The sequence below is a fragment of the Nocardia sp. GCM10030253 genome, from assembly GCF_042675075.1.
In the GTDB taxonomy this organism is placed as follows: domain Bacteria; phylum Actinomycetota; class Actinomycetes; order Mycobacteriales; family Mycobacteriaceae; genus Nocardia.
Window position 1 is genome coordinate 237939 of record NZ_JBHTDL010000003.1, and the last position, 25980, is coordinate 263918.

Here is a 25980-nt window from a genome sequence, read left to right on the forward strand (position 1 = left end):
CGGGCGTGTTGGGTAAAACAGTGTGGATTACCGATATGGCCTGCATCACATTTCGGGCGGTCGGTTTTCTCGATGATCCACAAGCGGAATAACCAGAGGTAGAACCGTTGCGGCGACTTGCCGAGCATGACCCAGATCACCATTTGCGTCAGGGGCAAATACTTAGCTATTACAGTCGAAGGCCACTCTCGTGCCGAACACGAGAGTGGCCTTCGGAGCGAACTCAGTTCGCGGCGACCTGAAGGTCGAACTTGGCGATCACGTCGGGGTGCAGGTGCACCACAACGTCGTGCTTGCCGATCGTCTTGATGTGCGACTTCGGCAGCTCGATGCTGCGCTTGTCGACAACGGGGCCGCCCGCCGACTTGATGGCCGCGGCGACATCCGCCTGGGTCACCGAGCCGAACAGCTTGCCGGTGCCGGCGGTCTTCACCGACAGCGACACGGCCTCGAGGCCTTCGATGGCCTGCTTCAGCTCGTTGGCGTGATCGAGGTTGCGCACCTTGCGGGCGTCCTGCGCCCGGCGGATGCCCTCGACCTGCTTCTGAGCGCCACGGCTGGCAACGATCGCCAGGCCGCGGGGCAGCAGGTAGTTGCGGCCGTAGCCATCCTTGACTTCCACGGTGTCGCCGGGAGCACCGAGGTTGTCCACATCAGCAGTCAGAATCAACTTCATTGCGATGCCTCCCTGTCTCAGCGAGCCGTGGACACGTAAGGCAGCAGTGCGACCTCACGCGAGTTCTTCACGGCAACGGCGACGTCGCGCTGGTGCTGCACGCAGTTACCGGTCACCCGGCGAGCGCGGATCTTGCCGCGATCACTGACGTACTTACGCAGCAGCTGCGTGTCCTTGTAATCGATATTGACGGTGCCGGTCTTGGCTTCCTTGCAGAAGGTGCAAGCCTTCTTCTTCAGCACCTTCTCGCGCGCTGGCGCTTTAGGCATGTCTTACTCCGTAATCATTGATGGCCCAAGTGAATCCGGGCCGATGAATGCCGTTCTCAGAACGGCGGTTCGTCGTCTACGCGGCTGTTGCCCCCGAAGGAACCTGCCGCAGGTGCGCTGCCCCAAGGGTCGTCCTCGGCGCCGCCGGAACGCGCTGCGCCACCACTGCCACCGGCAGGAGCGAAGTTGCCACCGCCGCCACCGCTGCCGCCGGAACCGAATCCGCCGCCACCGCCGCGGTTGGCCTTGGCGACCTTCGCGGTGGCGTAGCGGAGCGAGGGACCGACTTCGTCGACCTCGAGCTCGACGACAGTGCGCTTCTCACCCTCGCGGGTTTCGTAGGAGCGCTGCTTGAGTCGTCCGCTCACGATGACACGGGAACCACGAGTCAGGCTTTCAGCGACATTTTCCGCAGCTTCGCGCCAGATGTTGCAGCGCAAGAAAAGCGCTTCGCCGTCTTTCCATTCATTCGAATTACGGTCGAACACGCGGGGAGTCGAAGCGACGGTGAAATTCGCCACCGCTGCGCCCGCGGGCGTGAATCGAAGCTCGGGGTCGGCCGTCAAGTTTCCGATGACGGTGATGACCGTGTCGCCTGCCATGTGGTTCCTCCTGCTCGGTTGCAGTCCGCAATGCACTCGCTGTTGCGCTAGAGCCTAGAGATAGGCACCGACGCAATCGAGAGTCACTTGCCGTGGCGCAGAACCTTGGTGCGCAGCACCGACTCGTTGAGGCCCAGCTGGCGGTCGAGTTCTTTCACCGTGGCGGGCTCAGCGGTCAGATCGACCACCGCGTAGATGCCTTCGGCCTGCTTGGCGATCTCGTAGGCGAGACGGCGGCGGCCCCAGATGTCGACCTTGTCGACCTTGCCGCCCTCGGTACGAACCACGCCGAGCATGGTCTCCAGGGACGGAGCTACGGTGCGCTCGTCCAGGCTCGGATCGAGGATAACCATCACTTCGTAATGACGCACGGACCAATCACCTCCTGTGGACTAGGAAACGGCCACGGACTTTCCGTGGCAGGAGGGTCGTTGCGTCAGCAACCCGACAAGGCTACATGAGCAGCCCCTGAGCAGCGAAACTAGCCCCTCCTGGTTCTGGGCATGCCCGGCGAGCCACCCAGTGCGGACGAATCAGACGTCGCGACCTATGAACGCATTCACGGGGGACAAGGGCGGAGCGTGGCCCCGCCACTTAGGCTGGTCGTCATGCCGACCGGACTGGCCGCCAGCGACAGGATCGCAGGGCGGGTGACGCGTACAGCGGCGCTCGCTGCGGTTGTGGTGCTGCTGTGCGGGCTGACGCTGGCGCTCGCGTATCTGAACAAGGCGCGCTGCACGGGTGCGCCGTTCGGCGAGGACGGGCGCAGTGCGGTATTCGATGTGCTCAAGGATTCGGATGTCTGTTATTCCGATATCCAGTTCCTGTGGCTCGGGCGCGACATCGACAACCACGTCTTTCCGTACGTCGATGGTGGCATCACCGAGGACGGGACGCTGACCGGGGGAGCGGTCGAATATCCGGTGCTCAGCGGCGTGCTGATGTGGCTCGGCGCGGTCGGCGCCGACAATGACGCCGAATTCCTGTCGCACTCCGCCTTGCTGTTGGCGCCGTTCGCATTGCTGACCGCATGGCTGCTTGTTCGACTGGCCGGACGAGCGGCGCTGCTGTGGGCGGCGGGGCCGCCATTGGTGCTCTACGCATTCCACAACTGGGAGTTACCCGTGGTGTGCACGGCGGTAGCCGCCGTGTATGTGGTGACCGCCATGACCCGATATTCGTTGCGGACCAGGGGAATACTGGCCGCGGTGCTGCTCGGGGTCGGTTTCTGTTTCAAGCTGTATCCGGGCATCTTCGTGCTGCCGTTGATGGCCTATGTGCTCACCGGCGGCCGACGCGATATGGCCGCTGGCGCCGATCCGGAGCCGGCGCGGCTGGATGTGCGCGGCGCGCTGATGAGCGCCGCCGCCGCCGTCGGCACCGTTGTCGTGGTGAATCTGCCTTTCGCGCTTGCCGGTTACGAGGGCTGGCGGGCGTCGATCACCTTCCAGCAGTTGCGCCAGGCCGACATCACCACGAATTCCATTTGGTACTGGGGACTTCGGCAGCTGTTCGGGCAGGACATCGAGAGTGAGACAGCGTTCCAGCACGCGGTGTCGATCGCGTCGCCGACCTTGGTGCTCGCTTCCTTCGCACTCGCGATGTGGTTGGGCTGGAAGCGATGCACGATGGCCGGCGCCTTCCCGTGGATCGGGGTCAGTGGCGCGATGCTGTGCGGATTCCTGTTGTTCCACAAGGTGCATTCGCCGCAGTACACATTGTGGCTGATTCCGTTCCTGGTATTGCTCGAAGTGCCGTGGTCGGCGATCGGGGCCTACCTGGTGGCCGATGCGGCGATCGGTATCGGGGTGTTCCGATACTTCTATTCGATCGGTTCCGGCACCTCGGTGGACCAGATGGAGAGCGTGGTCCAGTTCGGCGTCTGGGGTCGCGCCATTCTGCTTGTGGTGTTCTTCTTCCTGTTCGTGCGGGCGATGCCGCGCGGATTCCGCTCCGCGCCGCCGCCGATACCGCATTTCGATCGCGGCGATATGGTGCCCGTTACCTAGCGGGTGTCCGCCGAACGTGCAGGTCGGGCTGGGTATGCGGTCAGTCCGCGGTCTGTCTGGCGCGGAATGCGGCGCTCTTGGCGCGATTGCCGCACAGCGTCATATCGCACCAGCGGCGCGACTTGCCCCGTGAGGAGTCGAGGTAGAGGCGGGTGCACTCGGGCCGGCCGCATTCCTTGATCAGCCCCCGATCGGGTCCGCCGAGCATTTCGACGGCGGCGCGGGCGACGGCGGCGAGGGCGGCATCGGGGGTGCCCGTGCGGATCAGTGTGGCATCGGATTGCAACGCGAGCCGGGGGAGTTCGCCGACTGCCAGCTCATTGACGGTTCCGCGATCCGCCTCGGCGAACGGTTCGCCGCGCGCGGCGGCGAGTGCCAGCCGGTATCCGGCCTCGCGCAGGCGTACGGCGCGGTCGAATATCGCTGTGTCGCAGAGTGGTTCGCCGTCGAGCAGGTCGGCGGCGACGAACCATTCGGCGAGATCCGCCGGTGTGCCGAGGTAGTCGTCGAACGTCGTGGCACGGGCTTTGACCGTGCCAGCGAAGTCCAGGGCGAGGTTACCGCTTACGAAGGCGAACACCTTCTCATAGTAACCGCCTTGACAGGTTAGGAGCGGAGGTGCAACGGTAGTAACCGCTTTAGCCGGTTGCATCGGGAGGGCCCGTGAAGGATCGAATCGCGACGGTGGCCATGCAGCCGCTCTTCGTTCTGTTGTGGAGTAGTGCGTTCATCGCGGGGATCGTCGGCGTTGGGGCCGCACCGCCGCTGATGGTGTTGTTCGCGCGGTTCACCGTCGCCGGACTGCTGCTCGCGCTGTACGTCCGAGCGGTAGGGGCCCGATGGCCGCACGGAGTCGAACTCCGGCATGTGGTTGTCGCTGGGCTGCTGATGCAGATCGTGCAGTTCGGGGCGTTCTACACCGCGATGAGCCACCAGGTCTCCGGCGCCGTCATCGCGCTGGTGCAGGGATTGAATCCGGTGGTCATCGCGTTGTTCGCCGGGTTTATCGGCGAAACCGTCACGATGCGACAGTGGTTCGGCTTCGCGATCGGCGGCATCGGTGTCGGGTTGGCCGTGCTGGACCAGTCGACCATGTCGATGGTCGGTCTGCTGCTGTGCGTGGTGGGACTACTCGGCCTGAGCATCGGGACCGTCTACCAGAAACGGTTCGTCCCGCAGGTCGATCCGCGCGCGGCGACCGCGGTGCACGTCACGGCGAGCGCGCCGATCGCGGGTCTGCTGGCCTGGGCCGGTGGCCAACTGCAGGTCTGGGACACGGTTCGATTCGCGGAGGCATTGATCTGGATGGTGCTGATGAACTCGATTGTCGCGTTCCTACTGCTGAACCACATGCTCCGGCGCTGGGACGCGACCCGGGTCGGCAGGCTGTTCTTCGCTACCCCCGTGGTGACCGCGATCCTGGCCTGGCTGCTCATCGATCAACCTTTGCGGCCCTTGACCGTTGCCGGACTCGCTGTCGGTGTGATCGGTATGGTGCTCGCGTCACGCCGACCTGCCGTTACGGTCGAACGGCGGCAGGTGGTGGCGGCGGACGTGCGCTGAGTTACTTGCTCGCGCCGTGCCAGTCCATGCCCCATCGGTAGGCCTCGTCGATGGCACGCTGGGCGCCGTCGACGTAGTGAACTTCCCGGTGCACGGTAATGCCGGTGCCTTGATTCTGTAGCAGCGCAACGGCACAGGAGCGAGCGCCGCTCACCGGGGAGTCGAGGCGGACCTCGATCTGCGGGCCCGAAGTGGGGAACAGCGTGACCACGCCGTCTGCGGCGGCCCAGTTCGGGACGCCGTCGTAGATGACGGCGAAGATGAGGATGCGCCGAAACAGTTCAGGCCGACCGAGATTGATGTGCATGTTCTCGCCCGCGCTCGCCGCTCCGCTGCGGTCGTCGCCGTCGAGGAAGATGTACGGCTCGGATTCCAGTGCTCCGAAGTTCTTTCCGATCGCCTGAACCACGCCCTTGGCGCCGTTGGACAGCTCATAGAGGCAACCGAGATCCAGGTCGACAGGCTTGGTCTTGCGGAAGAAGCCCTTCGATCCGGTGGACCAGTTGAGGTTGACCCGCAGTATTCCGTGCTGGTCACCGGGTTTGGTGAGGGTGGTGCTCGGCGTCGCCTTCGACAGCTTCACCTTCGGCAGGGCGAGGCCAGGAGTGTTGTCGTTCGCCATGAGCGCGATCCCCCTTGTACACAAAGAAAGCGGCAATGGCTGTATACAGCCATTGCCGCCCAAAGTTTTTCGGCTGTCTGCCGGACTCAGCCTACCGGCGTCGGCTCTCGCTCGCTCTTCACCTCTTCGGCGTCATCCTCGCGACGATTGCGAATGATGCTGGCGATGAACGCCGCGCCGATGAACGCGACACCGATCAGGCCGGTGATGGTTTCGTCGACGTGCACGCCGATCGAGACCATCAGAATGACGGCCAGCGCGCCGATCGCCCAGTGTGCGCCGTGTTCCAGGTACACGAACTCCGACAGTGTGCCCTTGCGCACCAGGTAGACCGTGATGGACCGGACGAACATGGCGCCGATCAGGCCGAGGCCGAGCGCGATGATGATCGGGTCGGAAGTGATGGCGAAGGCGCCGATCACACCGTCGAACGAGAACGACGCGTCGAGTACTTCGAGGTACAGGAACAGGAAGAACCCGGCCTTGCCCGTAGCTTTGGCGAGTTCCGAAGGACCCTCGGTGTGCTCCTCGGTGTGGAACATCGAGCCGAGCCCGTCCACCGCGATGTAGGTGATCATGCCGAGCAGGCCTGCGGCCAGAACGGTGGCGCGCTCGTGCTCGGTGGCGATGAGCTCCGCGGTGAGGATCAGCGCGACGCCGGAGACGACAACCGAAAGCATGTCGAGCTTGCCGATTCGGGCCAGCGGCCGCTCCAACCAGGACAGCCAGGTGATGTCGCGTTCCTCGAAGATGAAGTTCAGGAACAGCAGCAGCAGGAACATGCCGCCGAACGCGGCGATCTGCGGGTGCGCGTCGGTGAGCAATGTCTCATAGCTCTTGCTGCCATCCGGGAAGGTCGCGGCGCCGTCGGCGGGCGGATTAAGTGCCAGGTCGAAGGCTTGCACCGGGTCGAGGCCCGCGGTGATCCACACGATCGCCAGCGGGAAGACCAGCCGCATACCGAAGACGGCGATCACCACACCGATGGTGAGGAAGATCTTCTGCCAGAACTGGCTCATTCGTTCCAGCACAGTCGCATTGATGACCGCGTTGTCGAACGACAGCGAGACCTCGAGGATGCCGAGGATCGCGGCGAGCGCGAGCGCGGTCGGTCCGCCGTACAGGAACGCCACGATAAGCGAAACCACCGTGACGATGAAGGACATGCCGAAAATGCGCAGGACCACGCGGGGACCTTTCCTGTGCGGCGACTCGGACGTTCGTCCGAGCACGTGCGAATGATGAGACCGAGTTGGTGACGGCTAGTTCCAGCGTGGCTGCTGAATCGGCGGTTGTCCAACGGTGTGGCGTGCGCAACGGCGCGTTGCCACACGAACAGGGGGCCCGTCGCCGAGCCCCCTGGTACGCGAGGTGGTACTAGACGTTCACGCCGTAATCGCGGGCGATACCGGCCAGACCCGAAGCGTAGCCCTGTCCGATGGCGCGGAACTTCCACTCCGCCCCGTTGCGGTACAGCTCACCGAAGACCATGGCGGTCTCGGTGGAGGCGTCCTCGGTGAGGTCGTAGCGAGCCAGCTCGGTGCCGTTGGCGCGATCGACGACGCGGATGTAGGCGTTGCGCACCTGACCGAAGGACTGCTGACGGCCTTCCGCGTCGTAGATCGAGACCGGGAAGAAGATGCTCTCGATCGTCGGCGGGGTGGCCGCCAGGTCGACGTTGATCACCTCGTCGTCGCCCTCGCCCTCACCGGTGGTGTTGTCACCGATGTGCTCGATGGCGCCTTCCGGGGACTTGAGGTTGTTGAAGAAGACGAAGTGCTGGTCCGACAGCACCTTCTTGTCCGCACCGGTCGCGATGGCGCTGGCATCGAGGTCGAAGTCGGTACCGGTGGTCGACCGCAGGTCCCACCCGAGGCCGACTGCGACGGCGGTGAGGTTCGGCGCCGCCTTGGTCAGCGAGACGTTGCCGCCCTTGGACAAACTGACACCCATGCGGAAATCCCTTTCAATAGACGTATGAGGTTCCCAGCATGTCCGAATCGCCGGGTACGACATACGACAGTAGTAGGTTTCGACGAACTTGCGTAGGAACCCGTGTAACCCCCGTCCAACTGGAACATCTCCAGCCGCAAGCGAGTCCCGCGCTCGAGCGAGCGCAGGCGAGTTCACCGCCGGGTGCTGCGCAGCCGGACGGAGTCCGTCGACAGTCCCGCGCTTGAACGAGCGCAGGCGAGTTCACCGCATACGATCGGAACGTGGCAGGCCGCAGGCGTGGATGGTTCCGGTCGTCCGGGAGCAATGAATGGATTCAGCAGGCCCGGCCGGCCCTGACTGCTGCGTTCCTCGACATGGATCGGCGCCAGAGCGCCGCTGAGGCGGCCGTGCACGCCTCCGAGCAGGTGTTCCCCAATCGGCGGATGAGCGCGCGCTGGGAAACGGTGCGCAGCGGGTGCTACGACGCCGCGGGCGCGTACCTGGCGTTGAACGACGAGTTGGACACCGCGGAGCGGGACGGAACCCCGGTTCCGCACGGGCAGGCCCGCGCCGATGCCCTGGTCCGGCAATTGAACGCGGCGGCAGTGGTGGTGGACGACTTCTACGGCGGCAACCAGGCGCAGCTCGAGCATGCCGTCGCCGTCTACCGGACGGTGCCGCAGCTGGCCCAGCAGGTGAAGATCACTGCCGCGGGTGTCCGCAGGCAGGCGGCCGAGTCCGAATACGCCGACTACCCGTCGGTGCGCCGTCACGCCGACGCTGTCGATGAGGCTCTGATCACACTGGAAGCCGCCGGTTCCGATGCCACCGCCGCGACCGTCCGAGACGCTGCCAATCGCCTCGAAGCAGCGACCAAGGAACTGACGGAAGCGTTGGCGCAGGCCCCATCTCGCCAACAGGCCGCGACCACCGCGATCGGTTCGGCGAGCACCAGGCTGGCGGCCGTACGTACCAGGGCCGAACGGTTGGCGCCTACCTTCTCGACGCTGCTGCGCGAGTTCAATGCTGCAAGTTCGGCGGATCTGGCTAACAATGGGCGGGAAAGCCAACGGGCCATCGATGCCGCGGACGCAGCCCTCGTGCGGGCGCGCGTGGCATTGGCCAAGAACAACCCGGAGTCTGCACTTGATCTGACCACATCCGCGCGCGGGTCTCTGACCGAGGCCGAGCAGCAGGTCGACGCCGTTACCAAACGGCTGACCACGCTGCGCGAGGTCCGGGACAACCCGCAAGAGAAGGCCAAGGCCGTACGATTTCGGCTGCGGGACGCACAAATGCTCGCGGTGGGCCGGGGGCTCACCGCCGAATGGGGATCTGTGCTCGATGCACAGGTGGACCGTATCGACCGAATCGCCGAAACGCTGTCGGGGCGACACCCTGACTACTGGGCCTATGTGACCGAACTGAATTCCATCACCGAATTCATAGCCGGGGTAGTGGATCGAATGAGAAAACAAGCAGGACCACGACGACCATGAGAATGGGGCAACGATGACCGCAGGCATCGCCGTCCCGCAGGCGGTTTCCCTGCGGAAACGACTGCCGCTGCGCCATTTTCGGCAGTTACACGGCCCGGAGGCGCGGCACCTTTTTCACCGGCAGCCCGAACCGTTCGGCGACCACGCCGACCGGGAGCTGCTGGCGATCGCGCTCGGCGCCACGCTGTATGCGCCCGCCACCCGGCCGGATCTCGCCGTGACGATCAGCAAACGCGCCTTGCGCGGCGTGTGCTCGATGGTGATCGATCTCGAGGACGCGGTCGCCGACGACGAAGTGGAATTCGCCAAACAGCAGACGGTGGCGACGCTGGATCTGCTGTCGGCCAGCGAGAATCCGAATCCGCTGCTGTTTGTCCGAGTACGCGACGCGGACGCGATCACCGAGATCGTCGAGCAACTCGGGGCGGGCGCGGCGGTACTCACCGGATTCGTCTTCCCCAAATTCGACAGCACCACCGGGCCGAAATATCTGGACGCGCTCGAGCAGGCCGCCGAGCTGCTCGACCGGCCGATATACGGGATGCCGGTGCTCGAATCACCGGGGCTGGTGCATCGGCAGACCCGCGATGCCGAGCTGACGCAGATCGCGGCATTGCTCGCGGAGCACCGGGAGCGGGTGCTCGCGGTACGGGTCGGTGCCACCGACATGTGCTCGACTTTCGGTATCCGGCGCGACCGGGATCTGACGATCTACGACGTGCGGGTGGTTGCGGATGTCATCGCCGACATCGTGAATTACCTTGGGCGAGCGGATGGTACGGGTTTCGTGATCACCGGCCCGGTATGGGAGTACTTCGCCGATCACGAGCGGATGTTTCGGCCGCTGCTGCGCACCGCGCCCTTCGCGGAGTCGGACGCGGTGCCGTTCCGGCAGTATCTGGTCAGCCGGGATCTGGACGGGCTGCTGCGCGAGATCACGCTGGACCGGGCCAACGGCATCCAAGGCAAGACGGTGATCCATCCGTCGCACGTGGCCGCGGTGCACGCGTTGTCCGTAGTGACGCATGAGGAGTACTCCGACGCGCTCGACATTCTTCAGGTCGATGTGGGTGGCGTCGCGGCATCCGGATACCGCAACAAGATGAATGAGATGCGGCCGCATCGTAGTTGGGCACGGGAGACATTGCTGCGGGCGCGGGTGTTCGGAGTGGCTAATAAGGGAGTTTCGTTCGTGGATCTGCTGTCGGCGATGGTGAAGGTATGAGCGGCACCGCTGTCGAGGTGATCGGGTCCAGAATCCCCTGGGCGACGCGGACTCTCGGTATGGAGCTGTTGCACGACGATTCGTACGGACCGGTCGATCCCGACGCGGCGATCAGTGCGTTGCCGATAGAGCTGTCGATCGGGTCGCTGATCCAGCCGGGGCTGCGGCGTAACCCTCGACGCGCGCATCTACTGGTATCGACCGTGCTCGGCAAGCATCTGCCGACGGATCCGCGGGTCGTGATCGACGCGGGGAACCGGCTGGGCGACCTGGTGCGCGAAGTGCTCGGTGAGCGTGAGGCAGTGGTACTCGGGTTCGCCGAGACCGCAACGGGTCTCGGTCATTGCGTGGCGGTGCGGATCGGGGCAGGCTGCTACCTGCATTCGACACGGCGAGATGTTGCCGAGGCGCAGACGCTCACCGGATTCGAAGAGGGGCATTCGCACGCCACCTCACACCAACTGCAACCAGCACCCGCTGACATCTTTGCCAACGATCTCCCACTGGTACTGGTTGACGACGAAATCTCTACCGGTGCAACGGCACTCGATGCGATCCATGCGCTGCACGCATTCTCGCCGAGGTCGCATTACGTGCTTGCCTCGCTCGTGGACATGCGCACCGAGACCGACCGCGTCGCCTTCGAAGAGGCGGCGCGGCGCATCGGGGCACGGATCGAGACCGTGTGCCTGGCGTCCGGACGTACCGCGCTGCCGGACGGTTTGGTGGACGCGGTCGCCGCGCTACCCGAACCCGAGCTCAATCCGGTTGCCGAGCAGCGTGGTTCGTTCACTAGGGTCGAACTGCCGTGGCCCGCGTCGGTGCCGGAGGGTGGCAGGCACGGGATCCTGCGTTCGGACATCGCGGCTTTCGATACCGCGGTCACCGCGGCGACCGAGGTATTGGGGTCGAAGCTCGGTACGGACTTCCACGGCAGGCCCGTCATCGTGCTCGCGCATGAAGAGCTGATGTATATGCCGCTGCGAATGGCGGCGGAACTCGCCGAATCCGGTATGCCGACCAGGTATCAGACCACCACCCGGTCGCCGGCCTACGTGCTGGACGAACCCGGGTATCCGCTGCGTCGTGGATTCCGTTTCCTCGCTCCGGAAGCCGGTCAGGAGCAGCCTCGCTACCTGTACAACGCACACTGGACCGAGGAGTTTTCCGGCGAGCACGACCGAAAGCCCCCGCGCGGCGGGCAGCGGTCCGAACAACTCGTCGGCGCGGGCGAAGACCTCGCTCGAAATTCGGAAAATCCGTTCGCGGGTGGCGATCTCAACGGATCGATAGCCGATCCGGTCCTGGTCGTTGTCATCGATGCCCCGGCCGACACGGCGGAACTCATCGCGGACGATGGGCTGGTCGATGTGCTGACCGCATCGGGCGCGGATGTGGTGGTGGCAGTCCTTACGGGTGCCGATCCGCGCCTGCTGCACGCCGAGCGGATCGCCATCTCGCGATCGGAGTCGAGGCTACCTGCGCCGTTGCATGGCCCCGAATTCGGATCGTATGCGGCCGACGAGGTTTCGTGGCTGCTCAAGGATCTGTCCGACGTCGACCTCGAGGCCGATGTGGCCGAGCGGGAACACCGCATCCAGTCCGGTGTTGCGCATTACGCGGAGTCGCTACCGATCGAATACCAGCCGGATGCCGCCTACCGCGGCCTCTTCGATGAGGTGCTGGCCGATACTGCTGAGCGGCTGGCGCTGGCCGTTGCCACCGTATCGGAACTCGTGGTGGCAGAACGGGGCAACGACATCGTGCTCGTTTCGCTGGCGCGAGCGGGCACACCGGTCGGGATTCTCATGCGCCGTTGGTTGCAGTCCGATCGAGGTGCGGGCCTGCCGAGTCTCGACGTGCCGCACTACGCGGTGTCGATCGTCCGCGATCGCGGCATCGACTCTGTCGCGCTGGACTACCTTGCGCAACACCATGACCCGGCGTCTGTCGTGTTCGTGGACGGCTGGACCGGGAAGGGGGCTATCACCAGGGAACTCACCGAGGCCCTGGATGCGTACCATGCGGCAGGCGGTGCTCGTTTCAATGGTGAGCTGGCCGTACTCGCCGACCCGGGACATTGTGTCCGTACCTACGGCACCCGTGATGACTTCCTGATCGCCTCAGCCTGTCTGAATTCGACTGTATCCGGCTTGATTTCGCGTACGGTGCTGAACGATACGTTGATCGGACCGGGCGAATTCCATGGCGCCAAGTTCTACCGCGAGCTTGCGGGCGACGATGTATCGCTCCGCTTGCTCGAGACCGTGGATGCTGCGTTCGATGCGGTCCGAGACCGGGTTCCTGCCGAGATCGTGGCCATTCGCGACGGTGACCGCACGCCCACCTGGTCCGGCTGGACTTCGGTCGAGAAAGTGCGCGCGGAATACGGCATCGCCAGCGTGAATTTCGTGAAACCCGGTGTCGGAGAAACCACCCGGGTGCTGCTGCGTCGGCTGCCGTGGCGGGTACTCGTTCGCGAGGCCGAGGCTCCCGAGCATGCGCATATCCGGATGCTCGCCGCGGCCCGCGACGTTCCGGTCGAGGTCGTGCCCGACCTGGCTTACTCATGTATGGGACTTATCAAGGATGTGCAGTAGTGATTGATCTATCCAGGCCACGAAGACAAACGCTGGTTGCTACCGATCTCGACCGAACGATGATCTACTCGCGCAACGCATTCAGCGCCACTTCCGAAGTGCCGACGGTATGCGTAGAACATCTCGAGGGCGCGCCGCTGTCCTTCATGACGACTGCCGCGGCGCTCCGGATGCAAACCCTGACCGAACCGGCCGCGGTCATCCCCACCACCACCCGCACCATCAAGCAATTCAATCGCATTCAACTACCCGGTGCCCCTTGGCGCTACGCCATCACAAGCAACGGCGGAAACATCCTCGTGGATGGCGTGCCCGACCTGCGCTGGCGCATCGACATCGACGCCAAGGTCCGCGCCAACGGCGCTACCCTCTCGGAGATCGTCACCGAACTCCGTGCTCGCATAGACGACTCGTGGGTCACCAAGTTCCGCGTCGCCGACGACCTCTTCTGCTACCTCGTGGTGAAACCGAAGGCGGTCCCCGAGGGCTTCCTTGCCGAATGGGACGCCTGGTGTCGCGCCCGCGGCTGGTCCGCCTCCCAGCAGGGCCGCAAGATCTACGCCATGCCAACGGCCGTCTGCAAGAGCATCGCCGTCCAGGAAGTCCGCCGTCGACTGATGGAATCCGGTGAACTCTCCCGCGAATCCAAGACATTGGCAGCGGGCGACGGAGCCCTCGACGCCGACATGCTCCGCGCCGCCGATTCCGCCATCCGCCCGCGCCACGGTGAACTCGAACAACTCAACTGGACTCATCCCAACCTCACCATCACCCGCGCCTCCGGCATCCTGGCCGGTGAGGAAATCATCAACTGGTTTATCAAGGCAGCGCCACCGCAGTCCGAATAGGCAGGGCGATCGAAGTTTTGAGTGCTTCCGAGGCCGAGATCCGGACGGTGTGGCGACTGCCCGCCTCCGATACCTTACGAGGACGACGGGCGCTCTGGTGGAGTGTCGGCCCTGAGGGGGAGCTGGCGATCCTGCTGGTCCATCGGCGGCATCTGAACCACAGCGAATACGTCAAAGGGTGGGTCGGGTGGTGGCCTACCGCCATCCCGTTCGCGGGCGAGCTGGTCGTCATCCGAGGGCGGGAAGAGCAGCGTATATCGGTGCCGGACATCGGGGTTCGGCCCAGTCACTTGGCCCTGCTCCCGGACTCTCGATTCCTCCTGGCAGGTGGACGTACTCGGCGGACCGAGGCGCAAGACAGCTGGGAACCGAATGCCGTGGTGCTCTCCGGCTCGGGGGCACCGGAGGACCAGTTCTGTATCGGCGATGACATCCCGACTCTGGTCACCGACCGCAGCGGGGGTATTTGGACCGCCTATGGGGACGAAGGCATTTATGGGGGTCACCCCGAATCGGGCGCGGGCCTGGCGGGTTGGGACACCGAAGGCCGTGCGATATGGACTCCTCAGCGCCGGTTGCCCGATGTTCCGCTTGACGGCTGCACCGCCGCGACCGAAGGCGAGCAGGTGTGGCTGGCTTGGTATGCCGGTCCCCTCCGCGGCGGGGATCTGAGTCCAGGCCCGCCGCGCGGCGGCACTTTTCTGACCAGGATCACCCCTTCAACCGGCGACGTGTCCAGCTATCGCAGCCCCGTCTCGCAACCGGACGGGTTCGCGATACGTGACAACCGCGCAGTGCTGACCGTCCGCGACCACAACGAGCGGTCAACCGAACTGATCCGCGCCGAGCTGCACGACACCACCTGGACGGTGACCAGCCGCCACAAACTTCGGGTACCAGGCCGAGTCGTCATGCATTGCGGCCAGGGCCGCGACGGCTCGCTATACCTGCGTGCCGACGACACCTGGCTCACCACACAAGCCTGAAACCATGCCCCCAGCCCCATGGTGGTGCTAGTCGACCGCGCACCCCGTGTAGCAGCCGTACACCGTTTGTACGGGGTGTCCGGCTGTGACACGGGGTGCGGATCTCGCAGCCCTCGATAGAGAAATGCCCGAGAACGTGACCACAGCCATTCCGCACGCTGGAAGCTGTGTGCCTGCCTGCCTGGGCAGGCGGGCCCATGGCTTCCAGCTTGCTCGACTGGCTGTGGATGCGTTGGACGAGTCCAGGCGATGCAAGCGCGCCTCTGTTCTGGACTATCCGGTGCGTACCTCTGCGGCCGATGTGCAGCGCAGCGCCCGGTCGGCCGCTCGTCGGCATTCGGTCAGGTCCAGGTCGCGGACGGCGGCTTTGATGAGCGGGATAGCGGGTGGGGCGACGCTGAGTTCGTGCACGCCGAGTCCGAGGAGCAGGGCCGCTGCTACGGGGTCCGCGGCGGCTTCACCGCAGACCGCTACTCGTGCGGACCCGGCCGCCTCGCAGACCATGGCGATCAGTCGGAGTACGCCGGGGTCGAGGGGGTCGGCGAGGGCGCTGAGGGCTTCGTTGCCGCGTTCGGCTGCCAGTGCGTACTGGGTGAGGTCGTTGGTGCCGATGCTGAAGAAGTCGACATGGTCGGCGAATACCGCCGTTTTCGCCGCAGCCGCAGGTACTTCCACCATGATGCCCACTTCCGGGGTGATGCCCGGCGGTGCGACCTCGTCGAGGATGCGGCGGGCCGCGAGCAGTTCCTCCAGTTGCGTGACCATCGGGAACATCACGCTCACCGGATGGTCGGCGGCGACTCGGCAGATGGCGGTCAGTTGGTCGCGCAGCAATGCGGGGCGGGCGAGGGCCAGTCGGATGCCGCGGACACCGAGGAAGGGGTTTGCCTCGGCCGGCTGATCGATGTACGGAAGTGGTTTGTCCCCACCGACATCGAGGGTGCGCAGCACAATGCGGCGTCCGCCGAATGCCTCGGCCACTGACCGGTACGCCTGCTCTTGTTCCTCGATGGAGGGTGCGTCGTCGCGGCCGAGGAACAGGAACTCGGTGCGCACCAGTCCGGCCAGGTCCGCGCCGTTGCGCGCGGCTTCGGCCGCATCTGTATCGCCGCCCACATTCGCGGCGATGTGGATGGTCACCCCGTCGCGGGTGATCGCCGGTTTGTCGGCTTCGGCCTCAGCGGCTCGGCGTTGTTCGTGTTGCCAGATCGCCATCCCGGTGAATTCGGCGAGGGTTGCCGCATCGGGGTTCACCGCGAGCCTGCCGTTGCCGCCGTCCAGCGCGACAACGGTTCCCTCCGGGACGGTCAGTACCTGCGGGCCCGCACCGACTACGGCCGGGATGCCGCGCGAGCGGGCAAGGATGGTGCTGTGCGATGTCGGGCTGCCGTGTGCCAGCACGATTCCCGTGACGAGGTCGCGGTCGAGTCCGGCCGCTTGCGCGGGTGTCAGGTCGGCGGCAACGAGAACACCTGCACGACTGGTCATTTCGGTGGAGTGGCCGAGCAGGGCGGCGAGGACCTGGTCGCGCACTGCCCGCAGATCCGCGGCGCGAGCCCGCTGATAGTCGTCGGTCAAATGATCGAGCTCGACGGCAGCGGCCTCCAGCACCGCTGCCCACGCGGACGGTGCGGAGCGACCGGCACTCAGGCCCTGTTGGACCGCGCCGATCAGCTCGTCGTCATCGAGCAACAGCAGATGCGCCTCGAAGATATCGGCCTCCGCTCCCGCGAGCGCATGGGTGCGCTCGATGTCGGCGCGCACTACCGCGATCGCGGTGTCGAGCAGGCTCTGCTCGACTTCCGGTGGGCCGGAAGGGATTGCGGACACGGTGAGTTCGGTATGCCCGATCCGCCAAAGCGGGCCGATACCGATACCCGCGGATGCCGGCAACGGGCCCGTGCCGCGGTCAGCTGCGGTGGGAAGGCTGGCTGCGTGCTGTGCGGCGGCCTGGCCAGTGCTTGGTGCTGAACCAGTGCTTGGGGTTGAGCGGGTGTCCGGCGCGGATCGAGTGCTTGGCGTTGAGCGGGTGTCCGGCGCTGAACCGGTGCTCGGCGCGGATCGAGTGCTTGGGGTTGAGCGAGTGTCCACAAGCGTGGGAGCCTCGTCGAATCGGCGTGCGGCGAGGGCGAGCACGCGGTCCATTGCCTCTCGCGCGCCCGGTCCGGTCGCCAAAACCTCGATTTCATGCCCGGACAGCGCGCCGAGCGCGGCGATGCGGCTCAAACTCTTTCCCGACGCTGGTCCAGCACCGGTGGTCAGGTTTCGCAGACGGACAACGGCCGGGAGGCCGCGGACCTCGGCGACGAGGCGTGCCGCCGGACGGGCGTGCAGCCCATGTTCATTCGTGACGACGAACGTGCGGGTTGCGGTCTGCTCGACGCCATTCGTGCCCGGCGCGGCCGCAGCCGCTGTCTGGTCGCTTTCGGAAGCCGCTCCTGCGGGTCCCGCCCCGCCCGCGTCTGCTCCCGCCGCACCCGCGACCTGTCCGGTGTTCGCATTGTCAGGTGGTGAGATTTCCGGGCCGTGGAGATGAGTCTGCTTGCCCGCCAACGCATTCTCCGCCTCGTCCGCGGCTTCTTCCAGGTTCGCACCACCGGCCGCCGCGACCGCCGCGGCGATCAGACCCTCCACGAACGGTGCGGAGCACAGTCGGACCCGATGCGGCGAGGTGAGCAGATCCACCGCGAGCTCGGCGGAGAGCACGGCGCTGCCGAGGTCCATCAAAATCAGTGCGCCGTCACCGGAGTCGGCGTCCGCGATCGCGTCCGCGACGGCCACCGCATCGGTGCCGAGGGTGTGCTCATCGAGCCCGGCCGCCACTTCGATGCGGATCGGCTGATTGTGCAGCATCTCGGTGGCCAGCGCGACGGCGGCGGTGGCAAGGGCACGGCTGTGCGAAACGGCGACGATGCCGATCATCGGACCGCCTGTCTCGCGGCAAGCACCAGCAGTGTCGCGCTGGTCGCACCGGGATCTTGGTGTCCGACACTGCGTTCGCCGAGATAGGAGGCGCGGCCCTTGCGCGCGAGCATCGGGATGGTTGCGTCGCGTCCAGCCTCGGCCGCGACGACCGCGGCATCGAGCGCGTCGGCGAGGGAGTCCCCTGCCTCGAGATGCTCGTCGAGCGCGTCGGCGGCAGGGGCCAGCGCGTCGAACATCGTCTTGTCCCCCGACTCCGCCTTGCCGCGGGCCACGATCCCGTCGAGCCCGGCACGGAAGGCCTTGGCGAAACTCGGCGCGTCGAACCCGGTGTCGCCCGCCGCTGCGGCGCAGCGCAGGAAGAACGTGCCGTAGAGCGGACCGCTTGCGCCGCCGATTGTTCGAATCAGCGTCATGCCGACCTGTTTCAGCTGTTCGGTCGGCGTCGTCGGCGCGGACTCGGCAAAGGCGGCGACGACCGCCGCCGTCCCCCGCTGCATATTGCTGCCATGATCGGCATCGCCGATGGCCGCGTCGAGCTCGGTGAGTTCGTCGGTGTGCTCGTCGATCAGCTCGGCGAAGCAACGCACCCAGTGGATCGGATCGATCATCGTCACACTCCCCAGCGCAGGGCGGGCGTGCGCACCGGCGCATCCCACAGATTCAGTAGGTCGTCGTCGACCCTGGTCAACGTCACCGAGCACCCCGCCATCTCCAGCGACGTGATGTACGGACCGACCAGGGAGCGAGCGATCCCGATGCCGTGGCCGCCGAGGATGCGGGCCACCTCGTTGTACATCAGATACAGCTCGAGCAGGGGCGTGCCACCCATGCCGTTCACGAAGCAGATCACCTTGTCGCCCTTGTCGAACGGCAGATCCGTGAGAATGGGTTCGACCAGCATCGCGGCGATCTCCCGCGCGGGCGCCAGGGTTGCGCGATGTCGGCCGGGTTCGCCGTGGATGCCGACGCCGATCTCCATCTCGGTCTCGCCGAGCTCGAACGTCGGCTTACCGGCAGCCGGGACGGTGCAGGACGTCAGCGCCATCCCCATGCTGCGCGAGTTGGCGTTCACGGTGCGGGCGACCGTGGCGACCTCGGCAAGGGACCTGCCCTGTTCGGCGGCGGCGCCCGCGATCTTCTCCAACACGACGGTGGCGCCGACACCGCGGCGGCCTGCGGTGAAGAGGCTGTCCCGCACGGCCACATCGTCGTTCACCACGACCGCGGTGACCTCGACCCCGGTTTCCGCGGCGGCGAGCTCGGCGGCCATCTCGAAATTCATGATGTCGCCGGTGTAGTTCTTGACGATGTGCAGCACGCCCGCGCCGGAGTCGACGGCGGTGGTCGCGGCGAGGATCTGATCCGGGACCGGGGAGGTGAAGACTTCCCCCGCACACGCGGCGTCGAGCATGCCCATGCCGACGAAACCGCCGTGCATCGGTTCGTGCCCCGAACCGCCACCGGAGAGCAGCGCCACCTTGCCAGGGATCGGCGCGTCGGCGCGAAAGACGACTTTGTTCTCGACATCGACCCGCAGTTCGGGATGGGCTGCGGCCATGCCCGACAGCGCTTCCCGGACGACGTCGGCCGGATCGTTGATCAGTTTCTTCATCGGTTCTCCTGTTATGCGGCGGTTTCGAGCGCGCCGTGATCCGCGCGGGCCGAGGTCTTGATGTGGGTCAGAGCCCGGGCTGTCAGTGCGGCGGCGACACCCGCGAGGAGTTCGGCGGCGAGATACACCGGAGCCTGACGCCAGGCCACGTCCGCGCCCCACACCTGCTGTACGAGCATCGGCCCTAGCGTCCGTGCCGGGTTGATGGACGCGCCGGTGGCCGGTGCGACGGGGATGATCGCCGCGAACACCACGAGTCCGATGGCGACGCCGGCGAAGCCCGGCGTCGCGGCCCGGTGCACGACGAGCAGCACGGTCAGCACGAGAATGAAAGTGCCGACGAACTCGGCGATGAATGCCTGACCCGCGCCGACACCCTGGCCGTACGCGGCGACTCCGAGACCGACCTCGCTGGCGCGGTCGCCGAGCACGCCGATGATGGCGAATGCGCCCAGCACCGCGCCTGCGACCTGGGCGGCGAGGTAGGCGGGGACCTGTCGCCAGGGGAATTGGCCGTTCATGGCGAGCGCGAGGGTTACCGCCGGATTGATGTGATTTCCTGAGACGTGCCCGAAGGCGTACACGGTGGCGAGAACCACCGTGCCGAATGCCAGCGAGATCATGCCGAGGTCGGCCATGGTGAACGGTGCGTCGCCGTTCACCATGAGCGTGGCAGGTACCGATCCGACGCCGATGAAGACGAGGAACGCCGTGCCGAGCACTTCCGCCGCAAGTTTCTGCGGCGTCCGCAGTCCATCCATGGGAGACTCCCGAGATTGTTTCGAACGAGATTCGACAATGTCGAATGTGATTCGTAGAGTACGTGGATGTTGCGTAGGTCACAAGGGCCGATGGGAGAAATGGCCGCTTGCGACTGCTTGCAGGTCGCTCGAAAAGGCGCCGCTTGCGACTGCTCGCAGGTCGCTCGAAAAGGCGCCGCTTGCGACTGCTCGCAGGTCGCTCGAAAAGACATGGAAGGAAGTCGCGTGATCCAGTCGGTCGACCGGGCCGTTCGCATTCTGTTCGCGCTGCAGGGTGCGCGGCGGATGACCCTGTCCGAACTCGCGGCGGAGCTCGGTCTCGCGGCGACGACGGTGCACGGCATCGTCCGAACCCTCGCCGCCCACGGTGTCGTCGTCCAGGAACACGGCGGCGGGCGATATCAGCTCGGTCCGGCCGTGCTGCGGCTCGGCAACGTCTACCTCGACACCCTCGACCTCCGGGCCAGAGCCCTCACGTGGTCGCACGAATTGGCAAGGACCACTGGTCTTGCCGTGCGGGTCGGCGTGCTCTTCGGGGACGACGTGGTCATCATCCATCACGAACCCCGACCGGACGGCAGTCGGCAGATGCCCGAGGTGGGAATCGAAATACCCTCTCACGCAAGCGCTTTGGGTAAGGCCATGCTCGCATTCCTGGCACCGCTAGAGGCTGCCACGTTGCGTAGCATGACCGGTGAAACCATCACCTCGCCAGCAGACTTCCGCGAACACCTGCGTCCGGTCGCGTCCTCCGGTCTCGCGTACGAATGCGACGAGGCCGTACTCGGCGAATCCTGTGTGGCCGGAGCCATTTTCGACCGCACCGGCGCCGTCGTCGGCGCGGTCGGCGCGGTCATCCCGACACCGGATTGGCCCGTCTCCGACGCCACCGTCGACGCGGTACGGACCACCGCACGCACCATCTCCCGCGAACTCGGCTCCACTCGATGGCCTGCTACGCCAGATCGCTGAAGCACCGCGTGCACGGGCGGTCACGCCGCTGTACACCCCGCCCGTCTGGCTACCGAGTGGCGATTGGCGCTGGTATCCGAATGGCTTGGGCTTCAGAGGTTTCGAAGGTGCTCTTGAAGTCTGGGCATTCGACGAGAGGCTCGTGTGTACATGTCGATGCGTGGCGGAGGCTGTCGCGCATGCGGACGAGCCGGGCGATGTCTTCGTCGAGTTCTCGCGCTTTGTCCGCCATGCGTGCGCGCAACTCGGTGTCGCTGGGTGTGGCCCGCACGAAGCGGCCGATCTCGGCGATGGTGAAGCCCGCGCCGCGGGCGCAGGCGATGAGGGCGAGGCGGCCGAGGACGGCGGGGCGGTAGGTGCGGCGCAATCCGTTGCGGCCGTCCGACGTTACGAGACCGCGTTTCTCGTAGAAGCGCAGTGCCGATGGGGCGAGGCCGGCGCGTTCGGCTACCTCGGCGATATCCAGCAGGGCGTCTGCCATGGCTTCTCCTCGGCTCGAGGCACGGACTTGAATCGCGCTTCAAGTTGGAGGTTACTGCAACAATGGGTCTTTGTGCCGATCTCTTGCGCCGAAGCCGTCCTGTTCGATGTGGACGGAACGCTCGTCGACCACGACGCCGCCGCGGAGGCGGCGGTGCACGCTGGCTTCCCCTTTGTCCCCGATCGCGCTGGTCTCGCGCGCCGGTGGCGGGAGTTGGAAGCATGGGCGATGGATCACTACCTGGCGGGTGAGCTGACTTTCGCAGAGCAACGACGCCTGCGGATCACGCATCTCGCCGACGAGTTCGGCCAGGGCGTCTGGTCCGACGACCGGGCGGACGCGTGGTTCTCCGAATACCTGGTGCAGTACGAGGCGGCATGGCGGACCTATCCCGATGTGGCGCCCACCCTGGCGGCGCTCGCCGCCGAGCACGGGCAGTTGAGACTGGGCGTCATCACCAATGGCGATTCGGAACAGCAGCGCCGCAAGCTCACGAAGGTCGGTCTCGGTGGCCTGCTGGCGAACGTGACGATCTCCAGCGAGATAGGCATCGCGAAGCCGCATCCGGCGATCTTCCTGGCCGCATGCGATGCGTTACGGCTGCCGCCATCGCGGGTCGTCTACCTCGGCGACCGCCTGCGGACGGACGCGGAGGCAGCGATCGCCGCCGGGCTGCAGGGGGTTTGGCTCGATCGAGGCGATACCGGTGTCGCCACCGCAGCCCAGTGCGTCACGAGCTTGACCGAGCTCCCGGCGCTGCTGCGTGGTTAGCCTCAGCCGTACTGCTGCTGACCACCCAACTGCTGGGCGATGACGCCCTGCAGGCGTTGCAGGCCACCAACGGTCATGCCGCTCTGCAGCTGTCCCTCGATGGTGCGCACCAGCATGGAATCACTGAGCACCTTTTCACTGGATTGGATCAAAACCGTTCCGGCGCCGGTGAAGTCGAACTGTCGTTCCTCACCGGAGTTGACACCGAACCGGGCCGCGCCCGCCGCCAGAAAGTTCGACACCCAGCGCTGGTCGTAGTGATGGCTGGGGGAGGGGCAATCCGCCCAGCCGACAAGAGATTCCGGATCGACCCGCAGCGGCGGCTCGGCGAACATGACCGGGCCGTTGGACGAGGCGAGGAATTTGCCGGTGCCGATGAGGGTGAGGAAGCCGGGGACGATGGACTGGTTCAGTGACAGACCCGGCTCGAAGGCGAGCAGGTTCGACGCGCGGATGGTGAGGTTGCCGTTGTCCTCGAGGTCATAGGAATTTATGTCGTAGCCACGGTCGCCGATGATCAGCTTGCCGTGCCCCTCGGCGACCACATAGTCGCCGGTGAACAGCGGCGCGGAGAACTGCTGGGACACCATATTCAGCAGCCCGCCTTGCAGACCGTGGGTGAGCATCTGGAAGCGCATATCGCCGTAATAGGCGATCATCGCACCCTTGCGCATGAACCACGGCTTGGTCAGATCGATGCAGTAGGCGTAGCTGTTTCCCGGAATGTTGTCGCTCTCACCGAGATTCATCGGATTAAAAATCTGGGACATGGCTCACAACTTCTCTTCGGAGGCCTGCACATAGACGACACCCTGTCCGACGCAATGCAATTGCATCGCCTCACCGGCGCCGCGGCCCACCGCGTCGCGCCAGCTCATCGCCGTCTTCAGCTCGGTCTGCACATTGCCATAGGTAGCGACGAAGGCCTGCGGGTCGACCACGATCGGATTCGGCCCGCCCACTGGCAGTTCCAGGAATCCGCCGTGTGCGAGCAGCGCCGCCGAACCCTGCCCCGACAGCTGGGTGGTGAACATGCCCTGCCCGGTCAGCGCACCGCCCGCGGCGCCACGCAGCGCACCCATCAGACCGCCGCCGCCACCGCCGCCACCCGAACTCATCACCGAGACAATCGAACTCTGCAGTCCGGCGGTGTTGGCCAGCAGTCGCGAGGCCTCGACGCGCAGCATTGCCCCCTGCTGCATCTGAACCACGTGCACCTCGAGCCCGGCGAATCCGTAGTGCACCTCGCCGGTGCCCTGCGCCAGCATGGTGCGCTCGTGCTCGCCTGCCATCATGCGACCGGCCATCCGCATCAGACCGCCGCCACCGCCCATGCCCTGGCCGCCCGGAATCTGGTGCGGCGCAAAGGAAACATCGCCGGTGTAGAACAGCATCGCGCCGTTGCGGGCGACCACGCCGCCCGCCATGCCGACGTTGACCTTGACGACCTTGCCGTTGACCTTTTCGAACATCGCCGTCCCTACCGTTCCGCCGGCTGGATCAACACAACGCCCTGACCGTCCCAGCGCAGCGAAAATGCCTCGCCCGCATCCTGGCCGACGAAGCTGCGCCACGACACGTCGGTCACGAACGAGTGGTTGACATTTCCGCGCGCCGCGACGAACGCATCGGGGTCGACGACCAGCGGGTACTGCGGTGACACCTCGAGGTGGATCAGCGGCCCGCCCGCCGAAAGCAGCGCGACCTGACCCTGCCCCGACACCGTGGTGGTGAACAGCCCCGCTCCGGTGGAGGCGCCGCGCACCCCGGCGAAACGAACGTCGGTGCGCAGGTTCCCGGCAAAGGCGAGCAGCTGCTGCGATTCGACCTGCAGCGTCTCGTTGTTCAGGTTCACCACGGTGACGTGCTGGCCGTTCACCGCGAAGAAGACCCGGCCGTTCCCATTGCATTCCATCAGCGACAGCTTCTCGCCGGTGGCGCGCCGCTTGAGCCCCGCGATCACGCCGTCACCGCCGCCGAAACCGGCCGACTTGAACTGCACATTTCCTTCGTAAGCGATCATCGAGCCGGAGATCGCACGGATACTTGTTCCGGCGAGGTGGGCCTCGATCACCTTTTTCGACTGCTCGAACAGTTGCGCCATAGGAGAGTTTGCCTGCTGTCTCGATCGGGAACATGGGGATATCCGCCATATTCCATCTGCCTGCGGTCACCTTAACGGACACAGGCGGACACAGTCCGTCATTGCGTAGTCGGTGTCATGGCGGCGTCCGTTCGGCTCGTTTCTCGTAGAGTGGCACCGTACGCACCGACAAGCGAAGGGTCGACCTTGTCCGCAACACTTGCCAAGGGCCAGAACGGTCCACTGGCCACCAACGACGTGGTGATCTCCATCCAGCTGACGGCACCAGCGGATCTGTCCGCGCTGCTGGTCACCGAACGAGGCAAGGTCCGTTCCGACGCGGACTTCGTCTTCTTCAACCAGCCGAACGGGCCGGGCGTGAACCTGCAGCCCGCGCCCTCCGGGCAGCCCGCGTCGCTGGCGGTGTCGCTGAATGCGGTACCCGCCGATATCGATCAGATCCGCGCGGTGATCACCCTCGACGACGCGTCGAGCAGCTTCGGCCGGTTTCCCGCGCCGACCGCGGTGGTGTCGGATTCGGCCGGTAATCGGTTGTACGAGTACCAGGTCGATGGCCTGCAGAGCGAGTCGATCGTGATCGCCCTCGAACTGTACCGGCGGCAGGGTTCCTGGAAGGTCCGCGCCGTCGGACAGGGGTACGCGGGTGGCTTCGCGGCGCTGGTCACCGACCACGGTGTGACCGTCGACGAGGCGCCCGCCGCCGCGCCACAGGCCGCCGCGCCCGTGCCGCCCCCGCCGCCGCCGACCACACCTGCCTACCCGGCTCAGCCTGCGCCGCAGTACGCGCCGACCCAGGCGGCCCCGCCGGGACCCGGTTACCCGCCACCGCCCGGTCCGGGACAGGGTTACCCGCCGCCGCCCACCCAGCAAGCCGTGCCACAGCAGCCACCCGCCGAAATCAGCCTGAGCAAGGACCGTCCGGTCAGCCTGCAGAAGGGGCAGCGGGTCACCCTGCGCAAGGAGGGCGGCGCCGCGCTGACCTTCGTCAAGATGGGTCTCGGCTGGGATCCCGTGCAGACCCGCGGCATGTTCGGCAGCCGGACCGTCGACGTCGACCTCGACGCTTCGGTCGCGATGTTCGCCGACGCGAACCTCGTCGATGTCGCCTACTACGGGCAGCTGACCTCCAAGGACGGTTCGGTCCGGCACCAGGGCGACAACCTCACCGGTGAGGGCGAGGGCGACGACGAGATGATCCTGGTCGACCTGACCCGTATCCCGGCCCACGTCAGCACGCTGCTGTTCATGGTGACCTCGTACAAGGGGCACACGTTCGAGCAGGTCCAGAATGCGTTCTGCCGCTTGGTCGACGGCGCCAACAATGCCGAATTGGCCAGGTACACCATGGCGGGCGGCATGCGGTTCACCGCGATGGCGATGGCCAAGGTGTACCGCGTCGGCAGCGACTGGAAGATGCAGGCCCTCGGTGAGGGCTTCCAGGCCAAGCATCCGGGTGAGGCGGTTCCGCAGCTCGGCCGGTTCCTCACGGGCGTGTGACAGAGCAGCGCAGACAGCGGGGG

General features: G+C 65.8%; 26 protein-coding genes. 10 read left to right on the forward strand and 16 right to left on the reverse strand.

Translation table 11 applies throughout. The annotated features are described in order from the left end of the window. Positions 1–223: 223 nt before the first annotated feature. The 4 genes from rplI to rpsF all read right to left on the reverse strand — a co-directional run bounded on the left by rplI (position 224) and on the right by rpsF (position 1918). Positions 224–676 (reverse strand): 50S ribosomal protein L9, encoded by a 453-nt coding sequence (rplI, locus tag ACFQZZ_RS03525; RefSeq protein WP_378673763.1) that lies wholly within the window; start codon positions 674–676, stop codon positions 224–226. A 17-nt stretch (positions 677–693) separates the two neighbouring features. After that, positions 694–945 carry a 30S ribosomal protein S18 gene (gene rpsR, locus ACFQZZ_RS03530; protein WP_328407495.1) on the reverse strand — a complete coding sequence of 84 codons (252 nt, stop codon included), beginning with the start codon at positions 943–945 and terminating at the stop codon, positions 694–696. Between the two features lie 56 nt (positions 946–1001). Continuing rightward, complete coding sequence (locus tag ACFQZZ_RS03535; RefSeq protein WP_378673766.1) at positions 1002–1547, reverse strand: single-stranded DNA-binding protein; 546 nt, start codon at positions 1545–1547, stop codon at positions 1002–1004. Between the two features lie 83 nt (positions 1548–1630). Continuing rightward, positions 1631–1918, reverse strand: coding sequence for a 30S ribosomal protein S6 (gene rpsF, locus ACFQZZ_RS03540; RefSeq protein ID WP_328407491.1), 288 nt, complete (start codon positions 1916–1918; stop codon positions 1631–1633). A 237-nt stretch (positions 1919–2155) separates the two neighbouring features. On the opposite strand from rpsF, the gene ACFQZZ_RS03545 reads away from it, so the two are divergent. Further along, positions 2156–3556 carry a hypothetical protein gene (locus tag ACFQZZ_RS03545; protein ID WP_378674073.1) on the forward strand — a complete coding sequence of 467 codons (1401 nt, stop codon included), beginning with the start codon at positions 2156–2158 and terminating at the stop codon, positions 3554–3556. A gap of 40 nt (positions 3557–3596) precedes the next feature. On the opposite strand, the gene ACFQZZ_RS03550 is transcribed toward ACFQZZ_RS03545, so the two are convergent. Beyond that, positions 3597–4136, reverse strand: coding sequence for a CGNR zinc finger domain-containing protein (locus ACFQZZ_RS03550; RefSeq protein WP_378673770.1), 540 nt, complete (start codon positions 4134–4136; stop codon positions 3597–3599). Between the two features lie 83 nt (positions 4137–4219). Here ACFQZZ_RS03550 and ACFQZZ_RS03555 point away from each other — a divergent pair, with 83 nt between their 5' ends. After that, positions 4220–5119, forward strand: a complete 900-nt coding sequence (locus tag ACFQZZ_RS03555; protein WP_378673773.1) for a DMT family transporter — start codon at positions 4220–4222, stop codon at positions 5117–5119. 1 nt (position 5120) lies between these two features. Here the strand turns inward: ACFQZZ_RS03555 and ACFQZZ_RS03560 are convergent, their stop codons facing one another. From ACFQZZ_RS03560 to ACFQZZ_RS03570, 3 genes are all read right to left on the reverse strand, one after another. Next, positions 5121–5741 carry a Tellurium resistance gene (locus ACFQZZ_RS03560; RefSeq protein ID WP_378673776.1) on the reverse strand — a complete coding sequence of 207 codons (621 nt, stop codon included), beginning with the start codon at positions 5739–5741 and terminating at the stop codon, positions 5121–5123. 86 nt (positions 5742–5827) lie between these two features. Continuing rightward, the gene (locus ACFQZZ_RS03565) at positions 5828–6928 is read right to left on the reverse strand and encodes a DUF475 domain-containing protein (RefSeq protein WP_378673779.1); all 1101 of its coding nucleotides are present in this window, start codon (positions 6926–6928) and stop codon (positions 5828–5830) included. Positions 6929–7118: 190 nt separating this feature from the next. Further along, entirely contained in the window at positions 7119–7694 is a 576-nt protein-coding gene (locus tag ACFQZZ_RS03570) for a TerD family protein (protein ID WP_378673781.1), read from the reverse strand. Between the two features lie 263 nt (positions 7695–7957). On the opposite strand from ACFQZZ_RS03570, the gene ACFQZZ_RS03575 reads away from it, so the two are divergent. Genes ACFQZZ_RS03575 through ACFQZZ_RS03595 form a run of 5 tightly spaced genes read left to right on the forward strand, consistent with a single transcriptional unit; the run spans position 7958 to position 14834 of the window. Continuing rightward, a complete protein-coding gene (locus ACFQZZ_RS03575; RefSeq protein WP_378673782.1) occupies positions 7958–9175 on the forward strand; it encodes a hypothetical protein in 1218 nt (405 codons plus the stop codon). A gap of 13 nt (positions 9176–9188) precedes the next feature. Next, positions 9189–10400: an HpcH/HpaI aldolase/citrate lyase family protein gene (locus tag ACFQZZ_RS03580; protein WP_378673784.1), complete on the forward strand. Its 1212-nt coding sequence runs from the start codon at positions 9189–9191 to the stop codon at positions 10398–10400. After that, on the forward strand, positions 10397–13000 hold the full coding sequence (locus ACFQZZ_RS03585) for a phosphoribosyltransferase (RefSeq protein ID WP_378673787.1): 2604 nt from the start codon (positions 10397–10399) through the stop codon (positions 12998–13000). The genes ACFQZZ_RS03580 and ACFQZZ_RS03585 overlap by 4 nt, the downstream gene beginning before the upstream one ends. A 59-nt stretch (positions 13001–13059) precedes the next feature. Next, entirely contained in the window at positions 13060–13848 is a 789-nt protein-coding gene (locus ACFQZZ_RS03590) for an HAD family hydrolase (protein WP_378674075.1), read from the forward strand. Between the two features lie 17 nt (positions 13849–13865). Then, on the forward strand, positions 13866–14834 hold the full coding sequence (locus tag ACFQZZ_RS03595) for a hypothetical protein (protein WP_378673789.1): 969 nt from the start codon (positions 13866–13868) through the stop codon (positions 14832–14834). Positions 14835–15107: 273 nt separating this feature from the next. On the opposite strand, the gene ptsP is transcribed toward ACFQZZ_RS03595, so the two are convergent. From ptsP to ACFQZZ_RS03615, 4 genes are read right to left on the reverse strand one after another with little or no spacing between them, the layout of a single operon-like run. After that, the gene (gene ptsP, locus ACFQZZ_RS03600; RefSeq protein ID WP_378673791.1) at positions 15108–17756 is read right to left on the reverse strand and encodes a phosphoenolpyruvate--protein phosphotransferase; all 2649 of its coding nucleotides are present in this window, start codon (positions 17754–17756) and stop codon (positions 15108–15110) included. After that, positions 17753–18367 (reverse strand): dihydroxyacetone kinase subunit DhaL, encoded by a 615-nt coding sequence (dhaL, locus tag ACFQZZ_RS03605; RefSeq protein ID WP_378673794.1) that lies wholly within the window; start codon positions 18365–18367, stop codon positions 17753–17755. The genes ptsP and dhaL overlap by 4 nt, the downstream gene beginning before the upstream one ends. Before the next feature lie 2 nt (positions 18368–18369). Beyond that, positions 18370–19371: a dihydroxyacetone kinase subunit DhaK gene (gene dhaK, locus ACFQZZ_RS03610; RefSeq protein ID WP_378673797.1), complete on the reverse strand. Its 1002-nt coding sequence runs from the start codon at positions 19369–19371 to the stop codon at positions 18370–18372. Between the two features lie 11 nt (positions 19372–19382). Next, on the reverse strand, positions 19383–20132 hold the full coding sequence (locus tag ACFQZZ_RS03615) for an MIP/aquaporin family protein (RefSeq protein WP_378673799.1): 750 nt from the start codon (positions 20130–20132) through the stop codon (positions 19383–19385). A 225-nt stretch (positions 20133–20357) separates the two neighbouring features. On the opposite strand from ACFQZZ_RS03615, the gene ACFQZZ_RS03620 reads away from it, so the two are divergent. Then, the gene (locus ACFQZZ_RS03620; protein WP_378673802.1) at positions 20358–21104 is read left to right on the forward strand and encodes an IclR family transcriptional regulator; all 747 of its coding nucleotides are present in this window, start codon (positions 20358–20360) and stop codon (positions 21102–21104) included. Positions 21105–21153: 49 nt separating this feature from the next. On the opposite strand, the gene ACFQZZ_RS03625 is transcribed toward ACFQZZ_RS03620, so the two are convergent. Continuing rightward, on the reverse strand, positions 21154–21585 hold the full coding sequence (locus ACFQZZ_RS03625) for a MerR family transcriptional regulator (RefSeq protein ID WP_378673804.1): 432 nt from the start codon (positions 21583–21585) through the stop codon (positions 21154–21156). A gap of 72 nt (positions 21586–21657) precedes the next feature. Between ACFQZZ_RS03625 and ACFQZZ_RS03630 the strand changes: the two genes are divergently transcribed. Beyond that, positions 21658–22356, forward strand: coding sequence for an HAD family hydrolase (locus ACFQZZ_RS03630; RefSeq protein WP_378673806.1), 699 nt, complete (start codon positions 21658–21660; stop codon positions 22354–22356). Positions 22357–22358: 2 nt separating this feature from the next. Here ACFQZZ_RS03630 and ACFQZZ_RS03635 read toward each other — a convergent pair whose 3' ends face one another. Genes ACFQZZ_RS03635 through ACFQZZ_RS03645 form a run of 3 tightly spaced genes read right to left on the reverse strand, consistent with a single transcriptional unit; the run spans position 22359 to position 24460 of the window. After that, positions 22359–23126: an AIM24 family protein gene (locus ACFQZZ_RS03635; RefSeq protein WP_378673809.1), complete on the reverse strand. Its 768-nt coding sequence runs from the start codon at positions 23124–23126 to the stop codon at positions 22359–22361. 3 nt (positions 23127–23129) lie between these two features. After that, positions 23130–23828 (reverse strand): AIM24 family protein, encoded by a 699-nt coding sequence (locus ACFQZZ_RS03640; protein ID WP_378673812.1) that lies wholly within the window; start codon positions 23826–23828, stop codon positions 23130–23132. A gap of 8 nt (positions 23829–23836) precedes the next feature. Continuing rightward, positions 23837–24460, reverse strand: coding sequence for an AIM24 family protein (locus ACFQZZ_RS03645; protein ID WP_378673815.1), 624 nt, complete (start codon positions 24458–24460; stop codon positions 23837–23839). Between the two features lie 186 nt (positions 24461–24646). Between ACFQZZ_RS03645 and ACFQZZ_RS03650 the strand changes: the two genes are divergently transcribed. Further along, complete coding sequence (locus tag ACFQZZ_RS03650; protein WP_378673818.1) at positions 24647–25957, forward strand: TerD family protein; 1311 nt, start codon at positions 24647–24649, stop codon at positions 25955–25957. The last annotated feature ends 23 nt before the right edge of the window (positions 25958–25980 follow it).